The 24,922-nt window shown below is 30.7% G+C and carries 27 protein-coding genes and 1 riboswitch; of the genes, 7 read left to right on the top strand and 20 right to left on the bottom strand.

Features of this window, described 5'->3' with window-relative positions:
- Nucleotides 1-192 precede the first annotated feature (192 nt).
- The 4 genes from KM800_RS06615 to KM800_RS06600 all read right to left on the bottom strand — a co-directional run bounded on the left by KM800_RS06615 (nucleotide 193) and on the right by KM800_RS06600 (nucleotide 3,245).
- Nucleotides 193-747 (bottom strand): rubrerythrin family protein, encoded by a 555-nt coding sequence (locus tag KM800_RS06615; RefSeq protein ID WP_217812389.1) that lies wholly within the window; start codon nucleotides 745-747, stop codon nucleotides 193-195.
- Nucleotides 748-963: 216 nt separating this feature from the next.
- The gene (locus tag KM800_RS06610) at nucleotides 964-1,413 is read right to left on the bottom strand and encodes a pyridoxamine 5'-phosphate oxidase family protein (protein ID WP_217812388.1); all 450 of its coding nucleotides are present in this window, start codon (nucleotides 1,411-1,413) and stop codon (nucleotides 964-966) included.
- 221 nt (nucleotides 1,414-1,634) lie between these two features.
- Nucleotides 1,635-2,864 (bottom strand): aminopeptidase, encoded by a 1,230-nt coding sequence (locus KM800_RS06605; RefSeq protein WP_217812387.1) that lies wholly within the window; start codon nucleotides 2,862-2,864, stop codon nucleotides 1,635-1,637.
- Nucleotides 2,865-3,047: 183 nt separating this feature from the next.
- Nucleotides 3,048-3,245: an alpha/beta-type small acid-soluble spore protein gene (locus KM800_RS06600; RefSeq protein ID WP_017751334.1), complete on the bottom strand. Its 198-nt coding sequence runs from the start codon at nucleotides 3,243-3,245 to the stop codon at nucleotides 3,048-3,050.
- Between the two features lie 231 nt (nucleotides 3,246-3,476).
- Between KM800_RS06600 and KM800_RS06595 the strand changes: the two genes are divergently transcribed.
- The gene (locus tag KM800_RS06595; protein WP_217812386.1) at nucleotides 3,477-4,319 is read left to right on the top strand and encodes a PHP domain-containing protein; all 843 of its coding nucleotides are present in this window, start codon (nucleotides 3,477-3,479) and stop codon (nucleotides 4,317-4,319) included.
- Between the two features lie 90 nt (nucleotides 4,320-4,409).
- On the opposite strand, the gene nifH is transcribed toward KM800_RS06595, so the two are convergent.
- The 11 genes from nifH to KM800_RS06540 all read right to left on the bottom strand — a co-directional run bounded on the left by nifH (nucleotide 4,410) and on the right by KM800_RS06540 (nucleotide 14,976).
- Nucleotides 4,410-5,228, bottom strand: coding sequence for a nitrogenase iron protein (gene nifH / locus KM800_RS06590; protein ID WP_217812385.1), 819 nt, complete (start codon nucleotides 5,226-5,228; stop codon nucleotides 4,410-4,412).
- Between the two features lie 345 nt (nucleotides 5,229-5,573).
- Nucleotides 5,574-6,338, bottom strand: coding sequence for an ABC transporter permease (locus KM800_RS06585; protein WP_217812384.1), 765 nt, complete (start codon nucleotides 6,336-6,338; stop codon nucleotides 5,574-5,576).
- Nucleotides 6,339-6,360: 22 nt separating this feature from the next.
- The gene (locus tag KM800_RS06580; RefSeq protein ID WP_217812383.1) at nucleotides 6,361-7,329 is read right to left on the bottom strand and encodes an ABC transporter permease; all 969 of its coding nucleotides are present in this window, start codon (nucleotides 7,327-7,329) and stop codon (nucleotides 6,361-6,363) included.
- Nucleotides 7,326-8,168, bottom strand: coding sequence for an ABC transporter ATP-binding protein (locus KM800_RS06575; protein WP_217812382.1), 843 nt, complete (start codon nucleotides 8,166-8,168; stop codon nucleotides 7,326-7,328). Before KM800_RS06575 ends, KM800_RS06580 begins: the two co-directional genes overlap by 4 nt.
- Nucleotides 8,169-8,251: 83 nt before the next feature.
- Nucleotides 8,252-9,175, bottom strand: a complete 924-nt coding sequence (locus KM800_RS06570; RefSeq protein WP_217812381.1) for an ABC transporter ATP-binding protein — start codon at nucleotides 9,173-9,175, stop codon at nucleotides 8,252-8,254.
- A 26-nt stretch (nucleotides 9,176-9,201) separates the two neighbouring features.
- Nucleotides 9,202-10,062 carry an ABC transporter permease gene (locus tag KM800_RS06565; protein ID WP_217812380.1) on the bottom strand — a complete coding sequence of 287 codons (861 nt, stop codon included), beginning with the start codon at nucleotides 10,060-10,062 and terminating at the stop codon, nucleotides 9,202-9,204.
- Between the two features lie 76 nt (nucleotides 10,063-10,138).
- A complete protein-coding gene (locus KM800_RS06560; RefSeq protein WP_217812379.1) occupies nucleotides 10,139-11,200 on the bottom strand; it encodes an ABC transporter substrate-binding protein in 1,062 nt (353 codons plus the stop codon).
- 42 nt (nucleotides 11,201-11,242) lie between these two features.
- On the bottom strand, nucleotides 11,243-12,559 hold the full coding sequence (locus KM800_RS06555) for a nitrogenase component 1 (protein WP_217812378.1): 1,317 nt from the start codon (nucleotides 12,557-12,559) through the stop codon (nucleotides 11,243-11,245).
- Nucleotides 12,559-14,028, bottom strand: a complete 1,470-nt coding sequence (locus KM800_RS06550; RefSeq protein WP_217812377.1) for a nitrogenase component 1 — start codon at nucleotides 14,026-14,028, stop codon at nucleotides 12,559-12,561. Before KM800_RS06550 ends, KM800_RS06555 begins: the two co-directional genes overlap by 1 nt.
- A gap of 344 nt (nucleotides 14,029-14,372) precedes the next feature.
- A complete protein-coding gene (locus tag KM800_RS06545; RefSeq protein ID WP_217812376.1) occupies nucleotides 14,373-14,819 on the bottom strand; it encodes a hypothetical protein in 447 nt (148 codons plus the stop codon).
- On the bottom strand, nucleotides 14,812-14,976 hold the full coding sequence (locus tag KM800_RS06540) for a hypothetical protein (RefSeq protein ID WP_217812375.1): 165 nt from the start codon (nucleotides 14,974-14,976) through the stop codon (nucleotides 14,812-14,814). Before KM800_RS06540 ends, KM800_RS06545 begins: the two co-directional genes overlap by 8 nt.
- 159 nt (nucleotides 14,977-15,135) lie before the next feature.
- Nucleotides 15,136-15,247, bottom strand: a riboswitch (SAM riboswitch).
- 242 nt (nucleotides 15,248-15,489) lie between these two features.
- Between KM800_RS06540 and KM800_RS06535 the strand changes: the two genes are divergently transcribed.
- From KM800_RS06535 to KM800_RS06515, 6 genes are all read left to right on the top strand, one after another.
- Nucleotides 15,490-16,836: an O-acetylhomoserine aminocarboxypropyltransferase/cysteine synthase family protein gene (locus tag KM800_RS06535; RefSeq protein WP_217812374.1), complete on the top strand. Its 1,347-nt coding sequence runs from the start codon at nucleotides 15,490-15,492 to the stop codon at nucleotides 16,834-16,836.
- Nucleotides 16,837-16,877: 41 nt separating this feature from the next.
- On the top strand, nucleotides 16,878-17,051 hold the full coding sequence (locus KM800_RS15470) for a hypothetical protein (protein ID WP_254906480.1): 174 nt from the start codon (nucleotides 16,878-16,880) through the stop codon (nucleotides 17,049-17,051).
- Nucleotides 17,048-17,176 carry an ABC transporter substrate-binding protein gene (locus KM800_RS15465; RefSeq protein WP_330655544.1) on the top strand — a complete coding sequence of 43 codons (129 nt, stop codon included), beginning with the start codon at nucleotides 17,048-17,050 and terminating at the stop codon, nucleotides 17,174-17,176. Before KM800_RS15470 ends, KM800_RS15465 begins: the two co-directional genes overlap by 4 nt.
- The gene (locus KM800_RS06525; RefSeq protein WP_217812373.1) at nucleotides 17,139-17,951 is read left to right on the top strand and encodes an ABC transporter ATP-binding protein; all 813 of its coding nucleotides are present in this window, start codon (nucleotides 17,139-17,141) and stop codon (nucleotides 17,949-17,951) included. Before KM800_RS15465 ends, KM800_RS06525 begins: the two co-directional genes overlap by 38 nt.
- A gap of 60 nt (nucleotides 17,952-18,011) precedes the next feature.
- Nucleotides 18,012-18,530 (top strand): HAD family hydrolase, encoded by a 519-nt coding sequence (locus KM800_RS15460; protein WP_330655543.1) that lies wholly within the window; start codon nucleotides 18,012-18,014, stop codon nucleotides 18,528-18,530.
- A 297-nt stretch (nucleotides 18,531-18,827) separates the two neighbouring features.
- Nucleotides 18,828-19,373: a FixH family protein gene (locus KM800_RS06515; RefSeq protein WP_217812372.1), complete on the top strand. Its 546-nt coding sequence runs from the start codon at nucleotides 18,828-18,830 to the stop codon at nucleotides 19,371-19,373.
- A 72-nt stretch (nucleotides 19,374-19,445) separates the two neighbouring features.
- Here KM800_RS06515 and KM800_RS06510 read toward each other — a convergent pair whose 3' ends face one another.
- The 5 genes from KM800_RS06510 to KM800_RS06490 all read right to left on the bottom strand — a co-directional run bounded on the left by KM800_RS06510 (nucleotide 19,446) and on the right by KM800_RS06490 (nucleotide 24,866).
- Nucleotides 19,446-19,799: a NifB/NifX family molybdenum-iron cluster-binding protein gene (locus tag KM800_RS06510; RefSeq protein WP_217812371.1), complete on the bottom strand. Its 354-nt coding sequence runs from the start codon at nucleotides 19,797-19,799 to the stop codon at nucleotides 19,446-19,448.
- 24 nt (nucleotides 19,800-19,823) lie between these two features.
- Nucleotides 19,824-21,179 (bottom strand): nitrogenase component 1, encoded by a 1,356-nt coding sequence (locus KM800_RS06505; protein ID WP_217812370.1) that lies wholly within the window; start codon nucleotides 21,177-21,179, stop codon nucleotides 19,824-19,826.
- Nucleotides 21,180-21,185: 6 nt separating this feature from the next.
- Nucleotides 21,186-22,751 carry a nitrogenase component 1 gene (locus KM800_RS06500; RefSeq protein ID WP_217812369.1) on the bottom strand — a complete coding sequence of 522 codons (1,566 nt, stop codon included), beginning with the start codon at nucleotides 22,749-22,751 and terminating at the stop codon, nucleotides 21,186-21,188.
- A 169-nt stretch (nucleotides 22,752-22,920) separates the two neighbouring features.
- The gene (locus KM800_RS06495; RefSeq protein ID WP_217812368.1) at nucleotides 22,921-24,165 is read right to left on the bottom strand and encodes a HAMP domain-containing sensor histidine kinase; all 1,245 of its coding nucleotides are present in this window, start codon (nucleotides 24,163-24,165) and stop codon (nucleotides 22,921-22,923) included.
- A gap of 5 nt (nucleotides 24,166-24,170) precedes the next feature.
- Nucleotides 24,171-24,866: a response regulator transcription factor gene (locus KM800_RS06490; RefSeq protein WP_217812367.1), complete on the bottom strand. Its 696-nt coding sequence runs from the start codon at nucleotides 24,864-24,866 to the stop codon at nucleotides 24,171-24,173.
- Between the last annotated feature and the right edge of the window lie 56 nt (nucleotides 24,867-24,922).

Raw genomic sequence — 24,922 nt, 5'->3', positions numbered from 1 at the left:
TTTAATTATGCTCATGTCTATATGTTATAATCTAGATGCAAACATACTATTTATATTAAATAGCTGTGATAATTATAGCTTTACCTAAATTTTAAAAAATATTTATTTATAAAAAAATTTTTTATTATAAAAGAAGCACACAAACTCTTTTGAGAATATATACTTCTTTTATACTTTAACCAATATGCTATTTTAAAATTCTTTAAATAAATCTTTTTTAACTCCACATACAGGACACTTTTCCGGTGCTTCTCCTTCTACTGTAAAACCACATATTGGACAGACATATATTTTACTATTGTCCGTATCTTTATCTTGTTTCGCTAAATCTTGAGCTTTCTTAAATAATTTAGCATGTTCTTTTTCTGCACTAAGAGCATAATGAAATGATCTTTCTGCATCCCTTTCTCCCTGAAATCTAGCAGTTTCCAAATATACAGGATACATTTGATCTATCTCATGAACTTCTCCATCAAATGCCCCTTGGAGATTTTCAACTATATTAGTTAATCCAAATACTCCACCTGCGGCTACTGTAGCATCACCAACTTGATCTTTTAAAACATTAAAATGGTTTCTTGCATGAACCCATTCTGCATAGGAAACAGCTCTAAATAATCTGCCTATATTGGGAAAATCATTTTTTTCTGCATTTTCCGCCCATACCAAATACCTCATATGGGCCATACTTTCTCCTCCATAGGCTGAACGGAGAAAATCTGCAGTCATAGCATTTTTTAATGACATATATTATCACCTCATTATAATATTGTGTATTGGAATAAATATTATTCACTCCTGTACGATTATTTCTTTAAAATATTTACAAATCAACTATTATAATACAGTTTTAGGTTTACTTTTTAATTTTATTAACATAATATATATTATTTAAATTAAAAATAAATTTTTATAAATAAAAAAAGCTAACATTATCAATGTCAGTCTTTTCTTATTTATATATTATACAAATTCTTTTACTTCCTTAGGCTTTTTAGTATAATCAGCTAACTTAAAAAATTTTGTTTTTATTCTATATATAGCTGATTCTCCAATTTTCCCTTTAGATACATTTTCCTTTAATATGGGATATCTAATACTTATTCTATCCACTGCATTATTAAAATCATCATCACCCTGTAAAACTTCTGATGCTTCTCCTGTTACAGAAACACTTTTGAACGTATCATAAGCTTGATTTTCATTTTGGAAATAGAATGTAACTACTGGATTATTCTTAATATGCTTTACTTTATTTGAATTTCTTCCTGTCTCAAAATATAAATCTGCCCCATCATTTGAAAAAGCCCCCATGATTCTTACATAAGGAGAACCATCCTCACCTGTTGTAACAAGCAACCCTGTTTTTGATTGTTCTATATATTTTATTGCCTCATTTAATACTTCACTCATATGTAAAATCCTCCTTTTTTATAATTATAACTCAATATTTACTATTAATACAATAAAAAAACACTAGATACTCATACTCCTAAAACAGGAATAAGTCTCTAGTGTTTCTAGTCAACTTTTATATTTTATATAAAATATAAAAACTTTCTTACAAAATAATGCTTTAATTTTAGTTTTCAAAATAATTATTATTACTATAATATCAAATCAAGTATACTTTGTCAATAGATAAAGTTTCCATTTTTGAACACCTCTACTTCTTTACCTTCCTGTGTTATACCGATTATACCTAAATCTTCAGTCCCTATCATAAAATCCACATGTTCAAGTGAATGATTTACTCCAGCAGCTTTAAGAGCTTCTTTAGACATATTTTTACCTTCTTTAAGACAAACAGGATAAGCCTCTCCTATTGCTAAATGACAGGATGCATTTTCATCAAACAAGGTATTATAAAATAATATGTTTGAATTTGAAATTGGTGAATTAAATGGTACTAATGCCACTTCTCCAAGATAATGAGAACCTTCATCTGTTTGAATAATATGTTTTAACGTCTCATAACCTTGATCAGCTGTAAAATCTACTATTTTTCCTTCCCTGAAAATAATAGAAAAATTATTAATTATATTTCCATTATAGTTTAAAGGTCTGGAACTCACCACTTTTCCATTTACACCAGTTTTTAAAGGTACTGTAAATACTTCCTCTGTCGGCATATTAGGCATAAACTCTATACCATTTTCACTAATAGATGATCCTCCAAGCCAAATGTGTCCTTCAGGAAGTTCTATTTTCAAGTCCGTTCCCAATTGATTTTTATATTTAAGATATCTAAAATTGTTACTATTCAAAAATTCCATACTTTTTCTTAAATTAATTTTATGTTTATTCCATGCCTCTACTGGTTCATTTTCATCAACTCTTACTGTTTTAAATATAGTATCCCAAAGTTTTTCTAGTGCCTCACTCTCTGAAATATCTGGAAAAACCTTCTTTGCCCATGCGCTTGTAGGTATAGATACAACACACCACACATTCCTGTCACTCATCATTCTTTCTCTATATTCTGATAAAGCTACATTTGCTGTCTTGTTAGCCCTCATTATTCTCTTTGAATCTACATCTTTCATAAGCTCCGGGTCAGAAGCATAAACACTTAAAAATGCAGCATTTTCTCTTGCATAGTTAGTATATAGATCTTTTTTCCATTCAGGGAAATCATCAAATATTTCTTCTTTTCCATTTATATATTTAATTTTTGCGAGTTTCTCATCACTCCAATTTACAATTACATCCCTAGCTCCTTTTTTATAAGCAACTTCTGAAATCATTCTGGTAAATTCAGCACATTCAATAGGCGAATTGATAACAAGAATTTGATTGTCTTGAATATTTATACCTATTTCAGCAACAACTTTTGCATATTTCTCCAAATAATTTTTATTCATTTCTATACTCCTTAATATCTTATTATTAATATATGTTAACTCTAATTATTTTTTAACTCAAGTTATTCATACATATTATATATATAAATAGCCCCGATAAGTTGATGTTAAAATAATCTTTAACCGTATCTACTTATCGGGACTCATTTTAAACTAAAATTTTATTTTAATCTCTATATAACTCTATTTTAATCCTTGTTCATAAGCTTCTACCATCTTTTTAACCATGTTTCCACCTATTGATCCGGCTTCTCTTGAAGTAAGATCACCATTGTATCCTTCTTTTAAGTTTACACCTACTTCTCGTGCTGATTCCATTTTAAATCTGTTTAATCCTTCTTTTGCCTGTGGTACTAATACTCTATTTGATCTGCTTGCCATAAGTAATCCCTCCTAAAATTTAATTTGTTTTTTGTATATATAATTTTGCCTTGCATTATAAGTTTGTTCTTTTTTTCATTTATTACTCTATAAAATTATATGAAAATAGTGTAGTTTCTATCATAATTAGAAATTTAATTCTATAATAGAAATAATTCTATTATTATTTTGCACAACTTTTTTTAAATAGTATAATAAGTACATTAAATATTTTATAGGCAGGTGGTTTTATTGTATAAAAAAGGCGATTTTCACTTACACTCTACAGCATCAGATGGAAAGTTTTCCCCTAGAGATTTAGTTAACCTTGCCAAAGATCAGCATTTGGATATTATGGCTTTAACGGATCATGATACAATATCAGGAATAGATGATGCTATTTCTCAAAGTACTAAAATTGGAATTAAATTCATTCCGGGTATAGAACTATCAACTTTGTATAAAGGACGTAGTGTTCATGTTCTAGGATATTTTAAAAATATAGAAGATATAGATAATAACTTTAGAACTTTTCTTAAGAAAATGGATGACTATAGAGTGAATAGAGCAAGAGAAATAGTAGAAAATCTGTATAAATTTTTTAATATCAAACTAGATTATGATGATGTATTAAAAAAAGCAAATGGAATAATAGCCAGACCTCACATAGCTAGAGCTATAATAGATGCAGGATATGATTATACTTTCGATTATATATTTTCAAAATTTATAGGTGAAGACAGTCCCGCATATGTTCCAAATAAGAAAATATCCACCGAAGATGGTATAGCTGTCTTAAAATCAATGAAGGCTATGGTAGTACTTGCACATCCTGTATTAATAAAAAAAGTTAATGTAGAAGATGTAATCAAACTTCCTTTTGATGGAATAGAAGCTATCTATCCTGCAAATACACAAGATGACACAATAAAGTTTATAAACTATGCAAGTAAATATAATAAGATTATATCTGCAGGATCTGATTTCCATGGATTAGATAGTAATGATTCAAAACACGGTTCTTTACCTGGATATGTATATCTTGAAGAGGATAGAATAGATATATTTTTAAACAAATTGAATTCTATAAAATAAATTATTATCCCAAAAAAGGATATCCCAAAATACTTTTTTATAGTTATTTTGGGATATCTTTATACATTAAATATTAATTGGGAGCTAATTTTATTCTATAAGTCCATGTTCTAGAAGTATACTCTCTAACTCTTCTTGTGACATTGGATTTGGTACTACAAACATGTCATTTCCATCTATTGCTTTAGCCAATGCTCTATATTCATCTGCCTGTTCAACTTCTGGACTATATTGTATAACAGTTTGTTTGTTTATTTCTGCTTTTTGAACATCCAAGCTTCGTGGTACAAAATAAATAAGTTGAGTTCCTAATTTCTTTGCAAAATTTTCCAATAATGTTCTTTCATTGTCAACTTTTCTACTGTTGCATATAATTCCACCTAGTCTAACTCCACCTGCATCGGCGAATTTTTTTATACCTTTTGATATATTGTTTGCTGCATACATTGCCATCATTTCTCCACTGGCTACTATATATATTTCCTGAGCTTTACCCTCACGTATTGGCATTGCAAAACCACCACAAACAACATCACCTAATACATCATAGAAAACATAATCCAAGTCATCAGTATAAGCTCCTAATTGTTCCAACATATTAATTGAAGTAATTATACCTCTTCCTGCACATCCGACTCCAGGTTCTGGTCCACCTGATTCAACACATTTTATTCCGCCATATCCTTTTTTAAGTATTGTGCTTAAATCTACATCGTCCCCTTCTTCTCTCAATGTATCCAAAACAGTTTTCTGAGCTAGTCCACCTAAAAGCAATCTAGTTGAATCTGCCTTTGGGTCACAACCTACTACCATTATTTTCTTACCTAGCTCAGCCAATCCTGCTGTTAAATTTTGTGTTGTTGTGGATTTGCCTATTCCACCCTTTCCATAAATTGCTACCTGTCTCATATGTCTTCCTCCTAAAATTAAAATAAAGAAAACCAGAGACTTTAAATAAAATTAATTTTATTTAAAGTCTCTGGTTTTTCCAGTCAACTAAAATTTATTATTATAAATTATATTTACATACATTATAAATAATGCATTCATTGCTGTCAATGACTTTTTATTTTATTAATAATATTTAATATAAAGTTAAATTTTTTATTAATATATCAATGATTGTGCAAAATATTATTGTATATATCCTCAGTTAAAGTTAATTCAGAAATTATGTCTTTATCCCAAAAACTTTCTATAATCAAAGGTTTTTGATTTTTATGACAATCCAATTTTTTAATAGTAACTCTCCTATTAACTATTTTCTCTATTTATCACAAACCTATTTTCAATAAATTTTATCAAAACATCTAAAAGTAATCCAAGAAAAGCTATAACAATGGCTGTTGCAAATATTCTTTTTATATCATAAATTTGTTGATAACTCAACAATAACCATCCCAATCCTGAGCTGGCGCCCATCATTTCAGCTGCAATAAGCATAAAAAAAGAGTATCCTCCACTAATTCTAATTCCTACAAAAATTGATGGGAGTGTAGATGGCATTACTACTTTATAAAAAAGTTTTCTGCGCCCAATTCCAAAAGATCTGGCTTCTTTTAAGATTAAAGGATCTATATGCCTTATACCATAAATGGTATTAAACATTATAGGCCATATACATGTCCATGCAATCACTGCTATTTTTGTACTTTCCCCAATACCCAGTAGCAAAATGAAAACATGAAATAATACAAATGGATTAACCTGGGAAAAAATTTCTACAACCGGCTCCGTTATCAAATCCACTTTTGGAAACCATCCACCTAGTAAAAATCCTAAAGGTATACCAACTATAATTGAAACTGCAAATCCCAGTAAAGCTCTTTCTACACTTATACCAACACTTAAAATAAAATTTTGGGAAAGAAACGTATCAACTAAAGTTTCAATTATACTAGAGAAAGATGGTATAAATTGAGGATTTAATATTTCTCTCCTGCTTAATACCTCCCATATTAAAATAAATATAACTATAATCAACAACTTATAAAAAATATCTATTTTTCTTTTTTTCATAGTTTAATGTCTCCCCAAAAGTTTATTTTGTCATATTCATTTCCATATGACCAGCAGCGTTACTATTGCTGAATCTATTATTAAATTCCGACGTATTAGAATAATTAACTTCATAGATTCCAATTCCTAAAATAACAATTACAACTACGATTAATACAACAATTTGACGTTTTCTAAACTTGGTTTTTAATTTTCTAAATTTAATAAAGCTAAAATTCTGACCTGCCTCTTTCCAGAAAAATATTTTATTTTGAACATATATCAAAAACCTATTCAACAACACTCCAAGTATTATAATAAATAGTCCTGCTGAATACATTCTTGAAATTTGATTGTTCATTGATGCATTGTGAAAAAGCCATCCTAATCCTGCATTGGAACTTATCATTTCAGCTGCAATCACTATAAAAAATGACATTTCGGCTCCAACTCTCAGTCCTGCAAAAATAGATGCTTCTGCAGATGGTATCATTATTTTTTTAAACAGCTGCCAATTTGATGCCTTCATAGAAATGGCTGTCTTTATTAAAAGCTTATCAACACTTTTAGCTCCCTGTATGGTGTTATATAAAATTGGCCATATACTTGTCCACGTAATTACTGCCAGCTTTGTAATTTCACCTGTCCCAAAGAACAATATAAATGCAGGCAACAAAGAAAAGGGATTTACTTGGCCAAGTATTCTAAAAAGTGGATCCATAAGATCAGCAGCTCTATTAAACCAACCTCCAAGTATAAGTCCAAGTGGTACAGCAATAACAGATGCTATAATAAGGCCTACCACAACTCTCCATAAGCTTACCATTATATTTGTAAATAGGGCATTATTAAACCATAATACATGAATTTGTCCAAGAACAGTAGAAAAAGATGGAATAAATTGAGGATTAAATGCTCCAATTGCAGGAAGTAATTCCCACAATATTAAAAGTACTGCAACTCCACTATATCTTAGAATATAATAAGCCCAAATTTTTTTTGCCTTACTCATAAAATTCCTCCATAGTCTAACTTTCTTTCTAATTCCTTATTACTATTACTGTGAAGAAGCTGCCATATTCTATTCCAGACATCATTATATTCTTTGGACATCCTCATATTTACTGCATTTCTTGGTCTCTTTAAATTTAATTTGATAATTTCTTTAATTTTTCCTGGATTGTCAGTCATAACTACTACTCTATCTGCTAAAAATATGGCTTCTTCAATACTATGGGTTATAAATACTATAGTCTTATTTGTCATCTCCCAAATAGACAAAATTTCTTCTTGAAGCAATTCCCTGGTCTGGGCATCTACCGCTGCAAAAGGCTCATCCATAAGTAAAATCTCTGGATCATAAGCTAGAGCTCTTGCAATTGCCACTCTTTGTTTCATACCACCTGATAATTCATGTGGATACCTGTTTTCAAATTTATTTAATCCCACAATATCAATATATTTTTTACTTATTTTTTTCCTTTCTGATTTTGAAATACCTTTTATATCAAGCCCAAATTCAATATTCTGCTTTACATTTAACCAGGGAAATAGTGCATAACCCTGTAAAATAATTCCTCTATCAAGATCCGGACCAGTAACTAGTTTGCCATCAATATATACCTTTCCAAATGTAGGTTTTGATAAACCAGCCAGAATATCCAAAATAGTTGATTTTCCACAACCACTTGGTCCTACTATAGTTACAAATTCTCCTTTTTTTATATTAAGATTAAAATTCTCCAGGGCCAAAAATTTTTTACTGCTTTTTTCATCTTCAGAGACCACATTATAAACCTTTTTTACATTTTCAATTACAATCTTATAAGCATTATTATATTTTTCAGCCACTAAGCATTCCTCCAATTAATATTTCTTATAAAATTAACCTTTCAAATTATCCATAAATAGATAATTTGAAAAGTTGTGTGGATTTATAAATTTATTGTAGGTGATATTCCCTCTGAAATATTCTGATTTCTATTTATTGCTTTGGTTTCAATAGATTTATTTTCACTATTAACATTGTGTAGGAGTTCCCATATTCTATGACTCAGAGAATTAAACCGAGATGTATTTTTTACTTCACCAAGTTTTCTAGGTCTTGGCAAGTCAACATCTATAATTTCTTTTATAGAACCTGGATTAGCAGATAAAACCGCAACCCTGTCTGCAAGAAATACTGCTTCATCAATACTATGTGTTATAAATATTATAGTTTTATTAGTCTTTTCCCATATATGGAGTACTTCTTCCTGCATTGTTTCCCTTGTCTGTGCATCAACTGCAGCAAAAGGTTCATCCATCAGAAGTACCTCAGGATCATACGCCAATGATCTGGCTATTGCAACTCTTTGTTTCATACCACCTGACAATTCATGAATATAACTGTTTTCAAATCCATTCAAACCAACTAAATCAATAAATTTCTGACTGATTTCCCTTCTTTCATTTTTAGAAATTTTTTTCAATTCAAGTCCATATTCAATATTTTTACGAACATTTCTCCATGGAAAAAGTGCATACCCCTGCAATACGATACCTCTATCCAAAGCCGGTCCATCTACTAATTTACCATCAATATACAATTCTCCGGAAGTTGGTTTTGAAAGACCTGCAAGTATATCCAAAAATGTAGATTTTCCACAGCCACTTGGACCTACAAGTGTAATAAATTCACCTGCATGCACTTCCAAATTAATATCTTTGATTGCAACAAACTCTTGTATTCCTTTTTTTCCTCCTCGATTTTTAACTTTAAAAGTACGTGTTACATTTCTCGCTGAAATCTTTATCTCCCTACTATTTTTATCAATATTAAAACTATTTTCTTTTAATGCTGTATTCTGTATGGCCATAATAAATAAACCCTCCCTATTATTTTTTATATATTTGAAGAATGTTCTCTCCATGTGACTATAAAATGTTCTAATAAATCCAGAAGTTTTAATAATACCAAACCAAGCAATGCAATAGCAATTGCAGCTGCATACAGTCTGTTGATATTATAGTTGTTTTGTGCATTTAATATTAACCATCCCAGTCCTTTGCTTGCACCTATCATCTCTGCGGCAATAAGCATAAGACATGCTGTACTCATAGCAGTTTTAAATCCTGAAAAAATCAGTGGTGCTGCTCCAGGCAAAACTACCTTGTAAAAAAGTGAAAATTTAGGTGTAGCCATAGCTCTTGCCCCTTTTATCAATGTAGGATCGATATTTCTAACACCGTTGATTGTCTGAAATAATACTGCCCAAAGTGCTGTCCAGAAAATTATGGATACTTTTGCTACTTCTCCAATTCCAAATAATAACATGAATATAGGGAAAAGCGTAAAAGGATTAATCTGTGCAAGTACTTGAAGTAATGGGTTTAATATTTCTTCAAACTTTTTAAACCATCCTCCTAAAAGAAACCCCAATGGTACACCAACCAGAACAGAAAGTCCAAATCCTTCCAAAACTCTTATCAAACTTGCTTGTATATGAGTAATCAATTCTCCCGATGCCAACATCTGTCCAAGATAAACTACAATATCAAATATCGGTGGCACAAATTGTTTGTTTATCACTCCTATTGTAGGCAATATCTGCCACAAAATGAAGAAAACTATTATAGCTATTGATTTTCTAGTAATAATTCCAAATTTATCTACTATATTTACCTTTTTTTTATTATTTTCATTAAATATATTAATTGTAGTATTATCATTTTCTTTAGATAATTTTTTAGCTGTTTCTGCCATGAAAAAATCCTCCTCGTTAATAATTTATTATCAAGCCAGTCAGTATTAATACCAAACTGGTCTGATACTATAATACTTATTTGTAATATTCATCCGTAACCATGTCAGAAATTTTAACTTTCCCTTTTGGTATAGATCCATTCGCTTCAGAAGCATCAAGCCAAGGCTGTATATATTTTGCGTTATCAAGCTTTAAAGTTTCAGTATAGTAGTGACTTCCACTAACGGGCTGTCCTATATGTTTTGCAGTCAAAGCTGCTGCTTCTTTTGGATTATTATTTGTCCAAGTTTCTGCCTCTGTCATAGCCTTAAGGAATTTTCTAGTTACAGTTGGATTATCTTTTGCCCAGGTTTTATTGACAACCCAGTAAGATATACCTGCAGCAGGTCCCAGATTGGCATCTAGAGTATCTGCTATTTTTATATTTCCTGCTTTTTCCATACCCGTGTAATACGGTGGATGTACTGCTGATACATCAACTGTTCCCTGTGATAGTGCCTGTATTGCCTGAACATCAGGCATTGTAACCCACTCTATTCTGTCTTTTGGAATTCCATATTGCTTAGCTATAACACCTGTTACAAAATCGGTACAGATATTTGCCGAAATTGTTGTAAATTTTAACTTTTGACCTTTTTTATAATTCAGTAAATCTTTAAAAGTTTTAACACCTGCTTTCGCAGCTTTAGGACTGACAAACCACCACATATGTCTGTATTTAGGATCTACACTTGGTGCTGGATCTATTCCTTCCGCTCCAATACCTATTATATTTGCTCCTCCCGCTATTGCCGGTGCGTACGTATTAGGATGAAATGATTCAACATTATTATCACCTTTTAATATTGCTGGAATTTGCTGAGCTGGCTGTGTCTCACCAGTATATACTACTTTCAAACCATATTTTTTCAAAAATCCTTTTTGATCGGCTACAACCCATGGTGTAGATGAACAATCCAATTTTGACGAAGTTTTAATTGGAATTAAACCGTCTTTATCTTGCTTTAAAGCATCTGACCCTGATGAAGCTGATCCACCTGATGATTGTTTTCCGCAAGCGGTAAATATCAAACTTACCAAGCATATCAATGAAATTAAAGTTATTAAAAATCTTTTTCTTGTTTTATTGTTTAGCATCTAATGTTCCCCCTTAATTTTAAAATTAGGCATTTCTTATATTTATTGAAAATCTTGAAGTACAACAGTATAGATATCCTCTATCAGCCTCATTCCGCCATCATATCCTAAATATGAACGATCAAGTACCATTCTGTCACTTACCGGTGCAGATATTGAAAGTTCATACCCTTTTATCTCTTTAGATATAACTCTATCCCATCCACTTCCTAAAATTAATGGTTTCGTTCTAAAATCAGTATTTTTAAGATATCTGTTTATATCTCCACTATCACTTGTAAATTCAACTTCAGGAACAATATTATTATAAAATCCCGAAAAACTTTCTTTTACCTTTTTTTCATATTGTTTTGGAACATCTTCTGTTATAAATTGCCTAGCTGGAAGAAGTCCCAGATCATTTATCAAAAATTTAGATATAGCCAGAGCATATGTACTGTCTGCTATAGTAACAAAATGCTTAGGAAGCAATCTGGTTTCAAGTAAAACATCTGCTGCTCTCTCCAAATAATAAAAATATCTGTCTTCCTGCTTTTCAATTTCCCTTTCAACAATACTTTTGTCTATGCCTAGGAATTCCCCTATAGTTCTCAAAAACTTTCCTGTCTCTTTAGGTCCTATAGGAAGAACTGGATATTGTAAAAATTCAGTTCCAAATTTTTCTTTAAGGTGTTTTACATTTTTAAGTCCAATCCAAGGTGATATAAGTAAGTTATACTGCACTTTAGGTACTTTATTTAAAGCATTTATTCCCCTGCTATGACCAAAAACTATATTTGTTCTTACTCCAATTGAATTTAATAATTTTTCAATAGTTTCTAAATTTCCAGACCAAAATGTGTCCTGATATGGAACAGTAGCCCATATATTCACAAGTCCTTCATCAATTTCATCTGATGGTTTCAGGTACTGATCTATTATTGCATCAATAACCAATTCATGCCCTATAAAATTACTTCCTTTAAATCCTCCTGTTTCTGCATATACTATAGGTTTTCCCTGTGCTTTAAACCTGTCTACTATTTCTCCTACATAGTCACCTACTATATCTGACGTACAACCAGTCAGCACTACATATAAATCAGCATCCATTACCTTGAAGGAGTTTGAAATAACTTTTTCTAATCTATCTGTTCCTCCAAATATTACTTCTTTTTCTCCTACATTAGTACATGGAATTGAATGTCCTCCTATATGTCCTGTTCCCTGACATCCATTTTGTATTCCCAATGTAGCCCATATTTTAGATATACATCCAGGGCCGGAATGTACTATTGGAACTGCACCTTCTATAGCAAGTATGGATTCATAACTTCCAAGTGCACAAACATGTCTCAATTGTTCCACTATATTACTCATTATTTCACCTCATCTTCAAGAAATTTAAATGCATCCTGTTTAAACCACCATGGCTTATATGGCAATTTTATTCTCTTTGATAATTCTTCAGCCAGGCTATTGTTCTCTAAAGCATCTATTATCCTATACCCAAAATTTATAATTCCTCTATATCCAAAAGCCGTATATTCATCTGCTACCATTACAGATGGAATTCCCATCTTGGTTGGCCATACTGTTGTACCTGGATGTCTTGATATATATAAATCCGGTTTTATTTTATTCAACAAGTTTAACACCTCAAAATTCTGTCCATCACAAACACTTATAGGAATATCCTTATCCCTGTTAGATAGTGCAATAGAGGATTCCGGTACACTTCCATGATCATAATGTTGATCGAAATGCCATGAAATACCCCATACTACTTCGATTCCAAGTTCTTTCAAAACTCTTATATAATTGTGTGAAAAGCTTGGGCCCATACCTACTACAGCTTTTTTACCCTTTAGTTTTTTTCTGATATCTTCAAGTTCTGGTTTTATTTCTTTCTTGGCTTTCACTATATAATCCTCAACTTCTTTTTCCTTCCCAACTACTTTTCCAAGTTCTCTAAGCCAGCTGTCCATACCTTTAATTCCATGAGGTTGTATAGTCTTTACATAAGGAACTCCATATTTTTGCTCCAATCCATTTCCAAAGTAACTTCCAAGTGTCCCACATACACTAATTGTAGCTGCAGCTTCAGACATTCTGGATATCTGTTCTATAGTAGAATATGGAATTCCAAACTGAGGAACAAGCCCTAAATTTGATAATATTTGAGTTATATATTTTCTACCACTTCCGCTAAATTGTATCATGTTTATAAGTTCAGGACGTTTCTTTCTTGGGGACTTTACTATACGTGTCAGCAGTGCATGAAATGCTGAATCAAAACCTGATGCCCATATTTTGGATCTAAATCCTTCACATAAAACCGGAACTACTGGAATTTTTATTTCTTCTTCCAGCTCATCTGCAATAGCTTTAACATCATCACCAATTATTGCCGAAGCACATGATGTTGTTATAAATATAGCTTTAGGATTGAATCTTTTATATGCTTCTCTTATACCTTCCCTTAATTTATTTTTACCACCAAATACTGTGGAATTTTCAGTCATATTTGTATTTATCAACTTCACATTTGTCTTTTCCCAATCCCTTATATTTTGACCCCATTTTAATCCTGTAGTTTCCCCTATCACATCTGCAGAACAACCAACTGCCCCATGGTTTACAATAGCAGCATCTACTATACTTGATAAATATCCTTGTGCACATCCAGAACTACAATTACTGGCCTGACTAAAACATCTCTCCCTGTTTTTAAGTGTCCCACATTGTGCCTTTTTAACAAGATCCTTAACTGTACCAGTATATCCAGTGATAGAATTAAGCCTGCTCTCTCTATTTGCTGCTTCAATACTCTTTATATTAATCGACATAAGAACATCTCCTTTATAAAATTAAAAAACTAAGCATTTAATAATACTCAGTCTCCAGTTTTCTGGTTAACTTAACTAATTTTATATTGTAATAATTTCTACACAAATCTACAGCTGTACCATTATGGCCTGTAATAGATTTAAGTCTTCTCTCTTACTTCCACAGATGGTTTTTTATATCAACGTTCATAATAAAATTCTCTCCTTAGACATTAATAACAAAAACCAGAGGCTTTAAAACATTTTGTTTTAAAGCCTCTGGTTTTCCAGTCGACCAAACCTAAATAATTAAATATCATTTTTATATATTATACGGAATATTATGAATACTGTCAATATTAATTTTATATTATTTTTTTCATTTCTTCCATAGTTTCAATATAATCAGTTAACCTTATAAATTCAGGTTTTAATTTGTATATGGAATATTCTTTAAACAATCCATTTTTTATATATCTTTTTACTATATCATATCTATTAATCATTATTTTTAGTATATTGTAAAACTCTTTTCCCAATAAAATCTCCGATAATTCTCCTATTACAGTGATATTTTTAAAAATATCACAACTTTGCAAATTATTTTGAAAATAAAGAACTGCTTTTGAATAGTCTTTTATTTTACAAATATCAGTATTATATTTATTTACAATAAAATATATATTTGTTTCATTAACTAAAAATACATTTATATTCGTTTTATTAGTTTTACTATTTTTTTTCATTATAAACGATAGAGCATATTTTGCTTTTTCTACATATTTTATTGCATCATTTAATATCTCACTCATACTTTATACCTCCAATGTATATAAAGTGGCTTATTGATATAATATTTTTTTGACTTCTAAAACTTCCTACAAGTCCAGATAAAATTATTATATAATCAATTACGTCTTTATATTGCTCATTTGTAACATAACTATCTAGTGTTTTAATACTTATCATTTTATCACCTTCCCATAATTCATATAAACATAAAACCAGAGGTTTTGAAATAAATTTATTATTCAAAACCTCTGGTTTTCCAGTCAGTTAAAACACAATTAAAGCCTTCTTCTGCTATGAAGAAGGCTTTATGTTTTAACTATACGCAAACATTTTGCTTCCTCATCTCTCAGAATTAAACCTGCAGGATTTAGCACCTTGTACATATAAATGATATATACTGGTTGCTGAAACTTCATCGGGCCCGACCCTCTGTTTCTCTAGATAAGAAAATACGCTATTAACTTTTAATTATTTGAATTTTATGATACATCTTCATAATAATTTTGTCAATAATTTTATAAAATTATTGACAAAAAGACAAGCCTATACTATTATATCAATAATATAGTATTAATAAATTAAATATTAAATTTACTTATAATTAACTGACCGGTGAACCGGAGGTTACATTTTTTTAAAGTGTAATCTCCGGTTTTCTTTATACAAAATTTTATTAAGGGGGAATTTTAAATGTCAGAAGTTAAAAAAGAAGAATTAAAATTCGATACATTAAAAGTGAGAGGAGGATATGATTCCAGTAAACATAATCATTCAGTTTCAGTACCAATTTATGAAACAGCAGCATTTGATTTAGGAAGTACGGACAGAGCAAAAAGATTGTTTTCCTTTTCAGAACCTGGATTTATTTACAGCAGATTAAGTAATCCTACTGTTGAAGTATTAGAAAAAAGAGTTGCCTCATTGGATGGAGCTTCCGGTGCAATTGCACTTAGTTCTGGAATGGCAGCAATAACTTATACTCTGCTCAATTTAGTTGAAGATGGTGGCAGGATACTTACTACACCTTATCTATACGGAGGAACACTTGATAGTTTTAAAAAATTATACCCGAAATTTGGAATAACTATAGATAAATTTCATGATTTTAATAATCCTGAAGCTATAGCCAAAGAAATAAAACCGGATACCAAAGCTATATTTATTGAAAGTATAAGTAATCCAAATACTTCAGTGTCAGATATAGAAACAATTGCAAAGGTAGCTCATGAACATGATATTCCACTTGTTGTAGACAATACATTTGCCACACCATATCTTCTAAATCCAATTAAATATGGTGCTGATATTGTAATTTACTCAGCTACCAAAGCACTTAACGGTCATGGAAATGTTATTGCAGGTCTAATTTTGGAAAGCGGTAAATTCAATTGGGGAAACGGTAAATTTAATCAATTTTTAGAACCATATTATACTCTTAGAGATGATAATGACGATGCCAGAAATTTTCTTGAAGTATTTCCAGAGTTTCCATTTACAACCAGAATAAGACTAAATTATCTTAATTATTTTGGATCGGCTTTAAGCCCTTTTGATGCCTATCTTGTACTTTTAGGTCTTGAAACTTTGTCTGAAAGAGTAAAAAAGCAAATTGAAAATACAGAAAAAATAATAAGTTATCTTAAAAACAATACTAAAGTTTCATGGATAAAATATCCTTCATTAGATAATAATCCTTATAAAAAACTTGCAGAAAAATATCTGCCTAAAGGAGCTGGATCAATATTTACTTTTGGATTTAAAGGAACTGACTCTCAGATAGACAAGTTTTTAAACTCTCTAAAAATATTTAGCTACCATACAAATGTAGGAGATTCAAGATCTTTAATCGTAAATTCCCCTAAAACAACCCATAGTGAACTTACACCAGAAGAAAAACAGCTATCAAATATATTACCTAATACAATAAGACTTTCAATAGGGCTTGAAGATGCAGAGGATCTTATACATGATCTAGATCAGGCATTTGAAAAAGCTTTTGAATCTGAAAAAACAGAAAGTAAAGATATTATCAAATAATAATTTCATAAATTTAATATAGAAAGACGGGGAACTTAATTATGAATAAAATTACTAGAATAGTTGCTGCCTTATTTCTTGTAGCAGCAGTACCAACTCTTGCTTCATGTGGAAAAAGTACTTCTACTTCTTCCACTGGAACAGAAAAATATAAATATGGAAAACTTGAAATCGAAGCTCTTGGAGGTGGGTTTGTGGTGCACCTGCTTATATAGCAAAAGAAAAAGGATTCTTTGCCAAAGAAGGATTTGACGTAACCCTTGTAAGTGGAACTTTCGAAGATCAAAAAACTGGACTTGCCAGTGGAAAATTTACCGTTACAAACGAATGCTTCTATTAAAATAAATAATGTAAACAGAATCTATATAGATGCAAATGGAAACCTGGTTGAAGCTTTAAGAGATATAAATTTAAATATCAGAGCTGGAGAATTCATTTCACTTATAGGTCCATCAGGTTGTGGCAAAACTACACTTATGAGGCTTACAGCAGACCTTGACAAGCCTCAGTCAGGTGAATTGTTTTTAGATTATGAACCGATAGAAGATACTAATTTTGAAAGAGGTTATGTATTTCAACAGGCAAATTTATTTCCATGGGAAACCATTGAAAATAATATTGCTGCAGGCTTAAAAGCTAGAAAAATTTATAAAAAGCATAAAGATGAAGTAAAAGAATATATAAAACTTACTGGTCTTGAAGGATTTGAAAATTCTTATCCTCATCAAATTTCTGGTGGTATGGCTCAAAGAGCCTCTCTTGCGCGTGCACTTATTAATAATCCTAAAGTATTATTGCTGGATGAACCTTTGGGGGCATTGGATGCTTTTACAAGAATGGATCTGCAGGATAAATTAATTGAATTATGGCAGCAAAGAAAAACAACTATGGTATTGGTTACCCATGATGTAGATGAAGCAATTTATTTAAGTAATAGAGTAGTAATTATGACACCACGTCCTGGTAAGATAGAGAAAATTGTAAAAATTGAACTTGAAAGACTTATAAATAGAACCGATTCTAAATTTATTGAACTCAGAAAAAAAATATTGGAAAAACTGCATATAGCAAGGAAACATGAATTTAAGAACACTGGATATTTAATGATACTTTGAGGTACAGGTTTCTATCATAGTGATTTCAATCCTGATTCAGCCAATAAATGGGGAAATTTTATTAAAACTTTAAGATGGAAATCCTGGATACTACATAACTGGAAACTTCAACTTATCCTGTCAACCATAGTTCAATTTATAATAGGTTCAGAGAATGGAATATTAATTAAAAATGGTACTAAATTAGAACAAGCTTGTAAAATAGATACTGTTGTATTCGATAAAACAGGAACTCTAACCACAGGAAAACTTGATATCACCGATGTTATTTTATTTAATAAAAAAATTCTAAATTTAAATAATGAAAAGGAATTGTTGATTTTAATTGCATCAGCTGAAAAGCTATCTGAACATCCCATTGGAGAAGCCATATATAGGTATACAAAACATAAATATGGAGATGATCTTAAAAATTCAGACAAGTTTAAAGCTTTTCCTGGAAAAGGTATAACTGCAGTTGTAGATAATAAAACAGTAATTATAGGAACCACATCTTTTTTAAAAAAGTATTCTGTAGATTTATTGGAGCTTAAAGACACTTTAAACAAATTTCAAAACCAGAGTAAAACAGCTATATAGTAGCAGTTAATGGTATTCTAGCTGGAACTATTGCTCTGTCTGATAAAATAAAAGATAAATTAAAAGAAGATCTTGCAGCCTTGCCAGATGCAATAAAGCTTTCAAAAGCAACCATGAGAAAAATAAGACAAAATTTATTTTAGGCTTTTATTTATAATATAATTGCAATACCAATTGCTGTAACAGGCCATTTAAATCCTGTAATTGGAGCTGCTGCTATGTCATTCAGTTCTATATCTGTTTTATTGAATTCATTAAGTCTTAAAAGATTTAATTTTTAAAGGGGGAATTATCAATATGATAAAAAGACACATTAGCATTTTATCTATGTTAGTAATTTTTATACTTGTATTATCTACAACTGTGCTGGCAGATACCAATGTATCTAAAACTAAAAAAATCATAGATGGAATAAATGTTGAATTGATTTTAGATAATAATATAGCCAAAACGGGAATTAATAAATTTACAATTAAGTTTTATGATAATAAAAATCAGCCTTTGGAAAATGCAAATGTCAAAGTCACTGCAGATATGCCAGGAGATAACATGGAGAACATGAAAATGGCTCATTCTACACCTAAAGCTGTCAAATTTAGTTCTACAAATAAAAAAGGAGAATATGCGGGAAACATAAGCTTTTCAGACAAAGGTACCTGGAGAATCAAAACAAATTTTACTGTAGAAAATCAGGAAAAAACGGTTTATTTTAATATAGATGTAAACAAATCTGATATTAATTGGTATCCTATTATTGGAATATCAGCGGCAGTTATTTTAATCATTGTAATTGTTATAATACGAAAGAACAAAAAACTGCCTTCTTATGAAGATGATTTTTAATATGAATATAAAATTCACCTGGAAATTAAACTCCAGGTGAATTTTATATTATACTATTTTTAATTTTAATCTTTAATCACAATATTTATTTATTTTATCTATTCTGGAATAGTATTTAATTAATTTTTTTATAGCATTATCTATGGATTCTTCTATATCAAAAGCGGTAATTCCACTTCCTGCTAGAAATCTAACAGCCTTCTGTCCTATCTGACTTACTAAAACTATATTGCAGTCCAAAATATAATTAACTATAGAAAAAAATTTTTTATTATGATCTTCACTATTGTCTATGTTTACTTTTCTAAGTTCTATAAAATTATAATTTTTATCTTCTACTTCATATATATATAATTGATTTATTTGTCCAAAGTGCTGATTTACAAATTTTCCATCACTACTTGCAACTGCAATTTTATAACTCATATAAATGCCTCCATGACAATTAATTTAAGAACCAAAACTTATTGAAGTAGTATAAATCTTTTCCAATAATGTCAATGCTCCTGTATATCCAACATAACTTCTGTTGAGAACTACCTCAAAAGAAGATGGACAACTAGTTTCTATTATTATTCCCTTCAATTCTTTAATTATGTCTCTTTCCCAGGCCGATGAAAATATTATGGGCGTACTGCTTCCAAAATCTGATTCTCTTAATTTCTTTTCAATAATATAGCCATCTTCAATGAATTCAACATCCGTTGAAACATCTGATGCCAGTTGTTTATATTCTTGTTGAATGATTTTTCTGTATTTTTCAGGTGGATTGTCAGTTATAATTTGTTTTACTGGAATTAATCCAAGTTGATTTACCAAAAATTTATTCAAAGCTATATTATAAGAACTATCTCCTATAACTGCATATTTTGAAGGAAGACCAAACCAAAACTCGGAAAAGAAATCAGAAAAATGATCAAGAAAATAATAGTATCTGTTTTCTTCAGTTTCAATAAATTTCTCTGACACTTCCTTATTTATTCCTGAAAATTCAACTACTTCTCTTATGAATTTTGTTGTTTCTTCTGCACCAATTGGAATAACAGGAATATGCAAATATGGTTGATTGTATTTTTTCTTTAAATGCTCTGCAGTTTTAAGTCCTACCCACGGGGAAATCACCAGATTAAATTGAGCTTTAGGGATGTTCTTCCATTCCTCTACTCCCTTGCTCTCTGAGCCAAATAGTATATTAACTTTAAATCCAGCTCCTTCAAGTATTCTCTTTATTTCAATAAAGTCTCCACGCCAATAGGTATTAAAATATGGCACTTCAGTCCAAAGGTTTATTAATCCATTTTCCTTTTCTCCATTATATTCTCCAACGAACTGATCTATTATGGCTTCAGTTACTATTTCATGTCCTATTAAATTGTTTCCTTTAAAGCCACCAGTTTCTGCAAATACAATCGGATAACCTTTCTTCTGATATTTTTTGACTACAGAACCTACATCATCTCCAACAAGTTCTCCAATGCATCCACTTAACACAACAAATAGATCTCCATCCATTATTTTAAAAGATGACTTGATAAGATCCTCAAGTTTCTTAACTCCTCCAAATACAACTTCACTTTCTCCAGCATTTACACTTGGTATTACAGAACCTCCACTATATCCTCCGCCCTGATAGCCATTGTTGTATGAAAGCATAAAATATTGTTTGTCTGCACATCCAGGTCCACAATGTACCAATGGAATTCCTCTTGGAATTGCCGATACAGTATATGATGCACCTATAGCACATCCGTAACGTGGATGTACTATGGAATTAGTCTGCTCATTTGAATTTAGTTTTCCCAACATATTATATTATACCTCCTGTTTTTCTTTCTCATCTAAAATTTCGGGATGCTTTGCAAGAATAAAAGGATCCTGCTGATCTAACCACCATTTAGTATATGGCAACTTAACATGTCTACTTAGGTTTTGTCCAAATTTTCTATGAGCAAGTACCTCAAGTAATGCTTCTCCTAATCTTATTATACCTTCATATCCAAATGGAAGATGTTCATCACCTAAAGCAAATGCAGGAATACCAACTTTTGCTGCAAGTGGTGCCAATCCATTATGCCTTATAATTATAAAATCCGGCTTAACTCTTCTAAGCAATCCATAAAACTGAAACTGCTGTGTCTTGCTTACTGTAAAATGCTCTACATCACCATAGTTATCAACCAAATGTTTTAATGTATCCTGTCTGTCGTCGCCGCTGTCATAAACTGGATCATGATGAAATACCACGGAACCATCTACCTCTATCCCAAGTTCTTTTAAAACTGAAATAATACCATGAGCGTAGGCAGAACCTGTAGCAACAAACCCTTTTATTCCCCTGAATTTTTCTTTCAATTCATCTATTTTGGGCTGTACTCTTTTATGTTCTTTTTCTATAAATTTTTCTACCTCATTTTCCTTGTGAACTATTTTACCTATTTCTCTAAGCCATGTATCCGTACCAATAAACCCATAAGGTTGTGGTGCTTTGATTTCGGGAACTCCATATTCCTGTTCAAGCGCTGCAGCCATATAGGAACCCAATGTATAACAAAAAGTTGCAGATGCAGCTGCTTCCGAAGCCTGTTTCAATTCATCCACCGTAGCCATATCTATCATATAATTTACTCTAAGTCCTATTGGATTTAACATTTCGCTAAAATAATCAGTACCCCATAGTGCTACAATATTGATTAAATCCTTCTGTTTCTTGGGGTTTTTATTTACAATCTTTCTTAAGATTCCATGTTGGGAAATATCAAATCCTGTACTCCAATGCTTTGATCTAAATCCTTCACAAGCCAGTGGAATAACTGGAATTCCAAGTTCATCTTCAGCATTTTTTGCTACACTTACTATATCTTCTCCTATAAGTGCTGTTGCACAAGCTGCAGAAATAAATATTGCTTTTGGTCTAAAACGTTCCCATGCATCCTGTATTGATTGTTTCAGCTTTTGTGAGGCACCAAATACCATGTCTTTTTCCAAAAGGTTGGTACTTACTACTTGTATATTTTGTACCTTTTTACCTCTACGCATTAATCCTATTCTATAGCCTACATTAAATCTAGGATGAGCAGCAGAACAACCTATAGAGGAATGTTCAATCAAAATAGCATCCGGTATATTTCCAACTTGACATGCAACTATTGATTGGCTGCACATGGTCTGTTGATTAAAAGGCATTTTTAACTCGCATAATCTACATCCTGAGCCATTTTTACCACTGCATTTCTTTTCTCTTTTTAGTGCCCTCACTTGATAATCTGATTCTTTTACCAAACTGGATGCGGTACCATCCCATGCAGTAATGGTTCCTAAACGTTTTTCCCTATTTTCAACATCTACAAGATCTAGATTTATTTTTTTGGCTTTTCCCATTTTATATGCCATCCTTTCTATACTCTAATGTATAAAAAAAACTAGAAACTTTGCCCTAAAATACAAAGGACAAAGTCTCTAGTTTTTCTAGTCAACTTTATGCACAAAATAAAAATATTTTTACAACATTTAATTATTATAGCTATGATAACAGACAAAATAGACCTTGTCAATAATAATTTAAGAAAGTAATTATAAATTTAGTTCCATTTCCAATTTCACTCTGTGCATCGATAATTCCATTATGTGATTCTATTATGGATTTTGACAGTGCCAGTCCTATTCCTATAGATTCGCTATTTTTAGATGTTTTAGCCTTATAAAATCTTTTAAATATATTGGGAAGATCTTTAGCATCTATACCTTCTCCATTATCAGATATTGTAATCCTTTTATAAATTGGATTTTCCATAATATCTATATCTATATTTCCTCCCCTTTGTGTATGTTCCACACAATTTTTAACAATATTAATCAATGCCTCACAAATCCAATCTCTATCATGTAAAAATATGACTTCACTGAATTGATTAAAGTTAACATCTACTCCCTCACTTTCTATTTTTTCATCAAGAGCTTCTATAGAACAATTTACAGTTTCATTTAAACTCTGATATTCCATATTGAATTCTATTGCTTTAGCATCTAGTCTGGCCAATTTCAATATACTCTTAATGAGCCAGTTCATCCTGTAGAGCTGATTTTTGCTATTTATTAAAAAAGTGGTGGCTTGTTCTTTTGAAATATTTTTATTCAAGAGAATATCATTGTAAACTATCATGGAAGAGAGTGGAGTTTTCAATTGATGTGATATATCAGACAGTAGATCTATCAAAAAATGTTTTTCACTTTTTAGTTCATTTATACTATTTTTTATTATTTCCCTCATTGAATTAAATGAAGTAGAAAGTTTTGAGAAATCGCCTTCTGTATTCTCATTTATGGATATATTATAATCGCCGTCTATTATTTTTTTCGCACCCAAATTTATGCTTCTTATCCTTTCGTAAAAATATCCATATTGAATATAGTTTAACATAAGAAATACTAATATCATAATCATAAAAATAGCTGCTATATACCAATTGTATCTTTGATTTAATATGTTTATATATGGGAAAAGATTATTTTCCAATTCTTTTGTCAATCCATATTGCTTTAATACTTTCTCCCCTTCTTTTGCATCTGTATTGTTTACCCCCTTTGTAATAATAGGTGCTATTTTCCTAATAATTTCAGGATTATTTTGTGATATTGTTACAGTAATAGATCCAAAAGTTTTTATATAATCCTGTTTTAAACTATTCTGATACAGTTTTAAAGTTAAAATTGTAACCAGCATAAATACAATATTTAAAAATAAAAGAACTACTGAGCTTCTTTTAAGCTCTGGATTAACAAAATATCTTCTCATAATTACTACTCCTTAATTACATTCTGGTTCCACATATATCCCAATCTTCTTTGAGTTATTATATATTCTGGTTTTTGTGGATTATCTTCTATCTTTTCTCTTATTCTCTTAATGTAGACAGATAGAGTATTTTCATCAAAAAATACTTCTTCTCCCTCAATTAAATTATTTAATATTTCCCTTCTCTTCATAAGAATTCCGGGTTTATTTATAAATATCAATAAAAGCTTGTATTCCTGTGCTGTGAGAAGAATTTTTCTGTTATTTTTCGTTACAAGTGCATTTGAAGTATCTATAGCTATACTTCCACTTTGGAATTTATTTCCTGAAGATATATTCTTATAATTTCTCCTTAAAATTGCCTTGATTCTGCACAAGAATTCTCTTACTCCAAAAGGTTTGGTTATATAGTCATCTCCACCAATTTCCAATCCGAGTACTATATTGGCCTCTTCATCAAGAGCTGTTAAAAATATTATGGGAATATCGCTTTTACTCCTTATGTATTTACATAAATCATAGCCACTTCCATCAGGCAAATTTATATCCAGAATAATCATATGGAACTTCTCACTTTCCATAAATTTTTTTGCGTCCTTAATTGTAGCAACTGTTAAGACTTCATATCCTTCATCTTTTAATGTAAATTCTATTCCAAGGGCAAGTGCACTGTCGTCTTCAACTAAAAGAAGTTTATACATTTTTTCAACTCTCCTTTAAAATTATACTTTTAAGTATAATTCTAAGCTCTATGCTT

Source organism: Clostridium tyrobutyricum (assembly GCF_019144085.1).
Classification (GTDB): Bacteria; Bacillota; Clostridia; order Clostridiales; family Clostridiaceae; genus Clostridium_B; species Clostridium_B tyrobutyricum_A.
The sequence above is the reverse complement of the archived record's forward strand: the minus strand, read 5'-3'. Positions and strand labels throughout refer to the sequence as shown.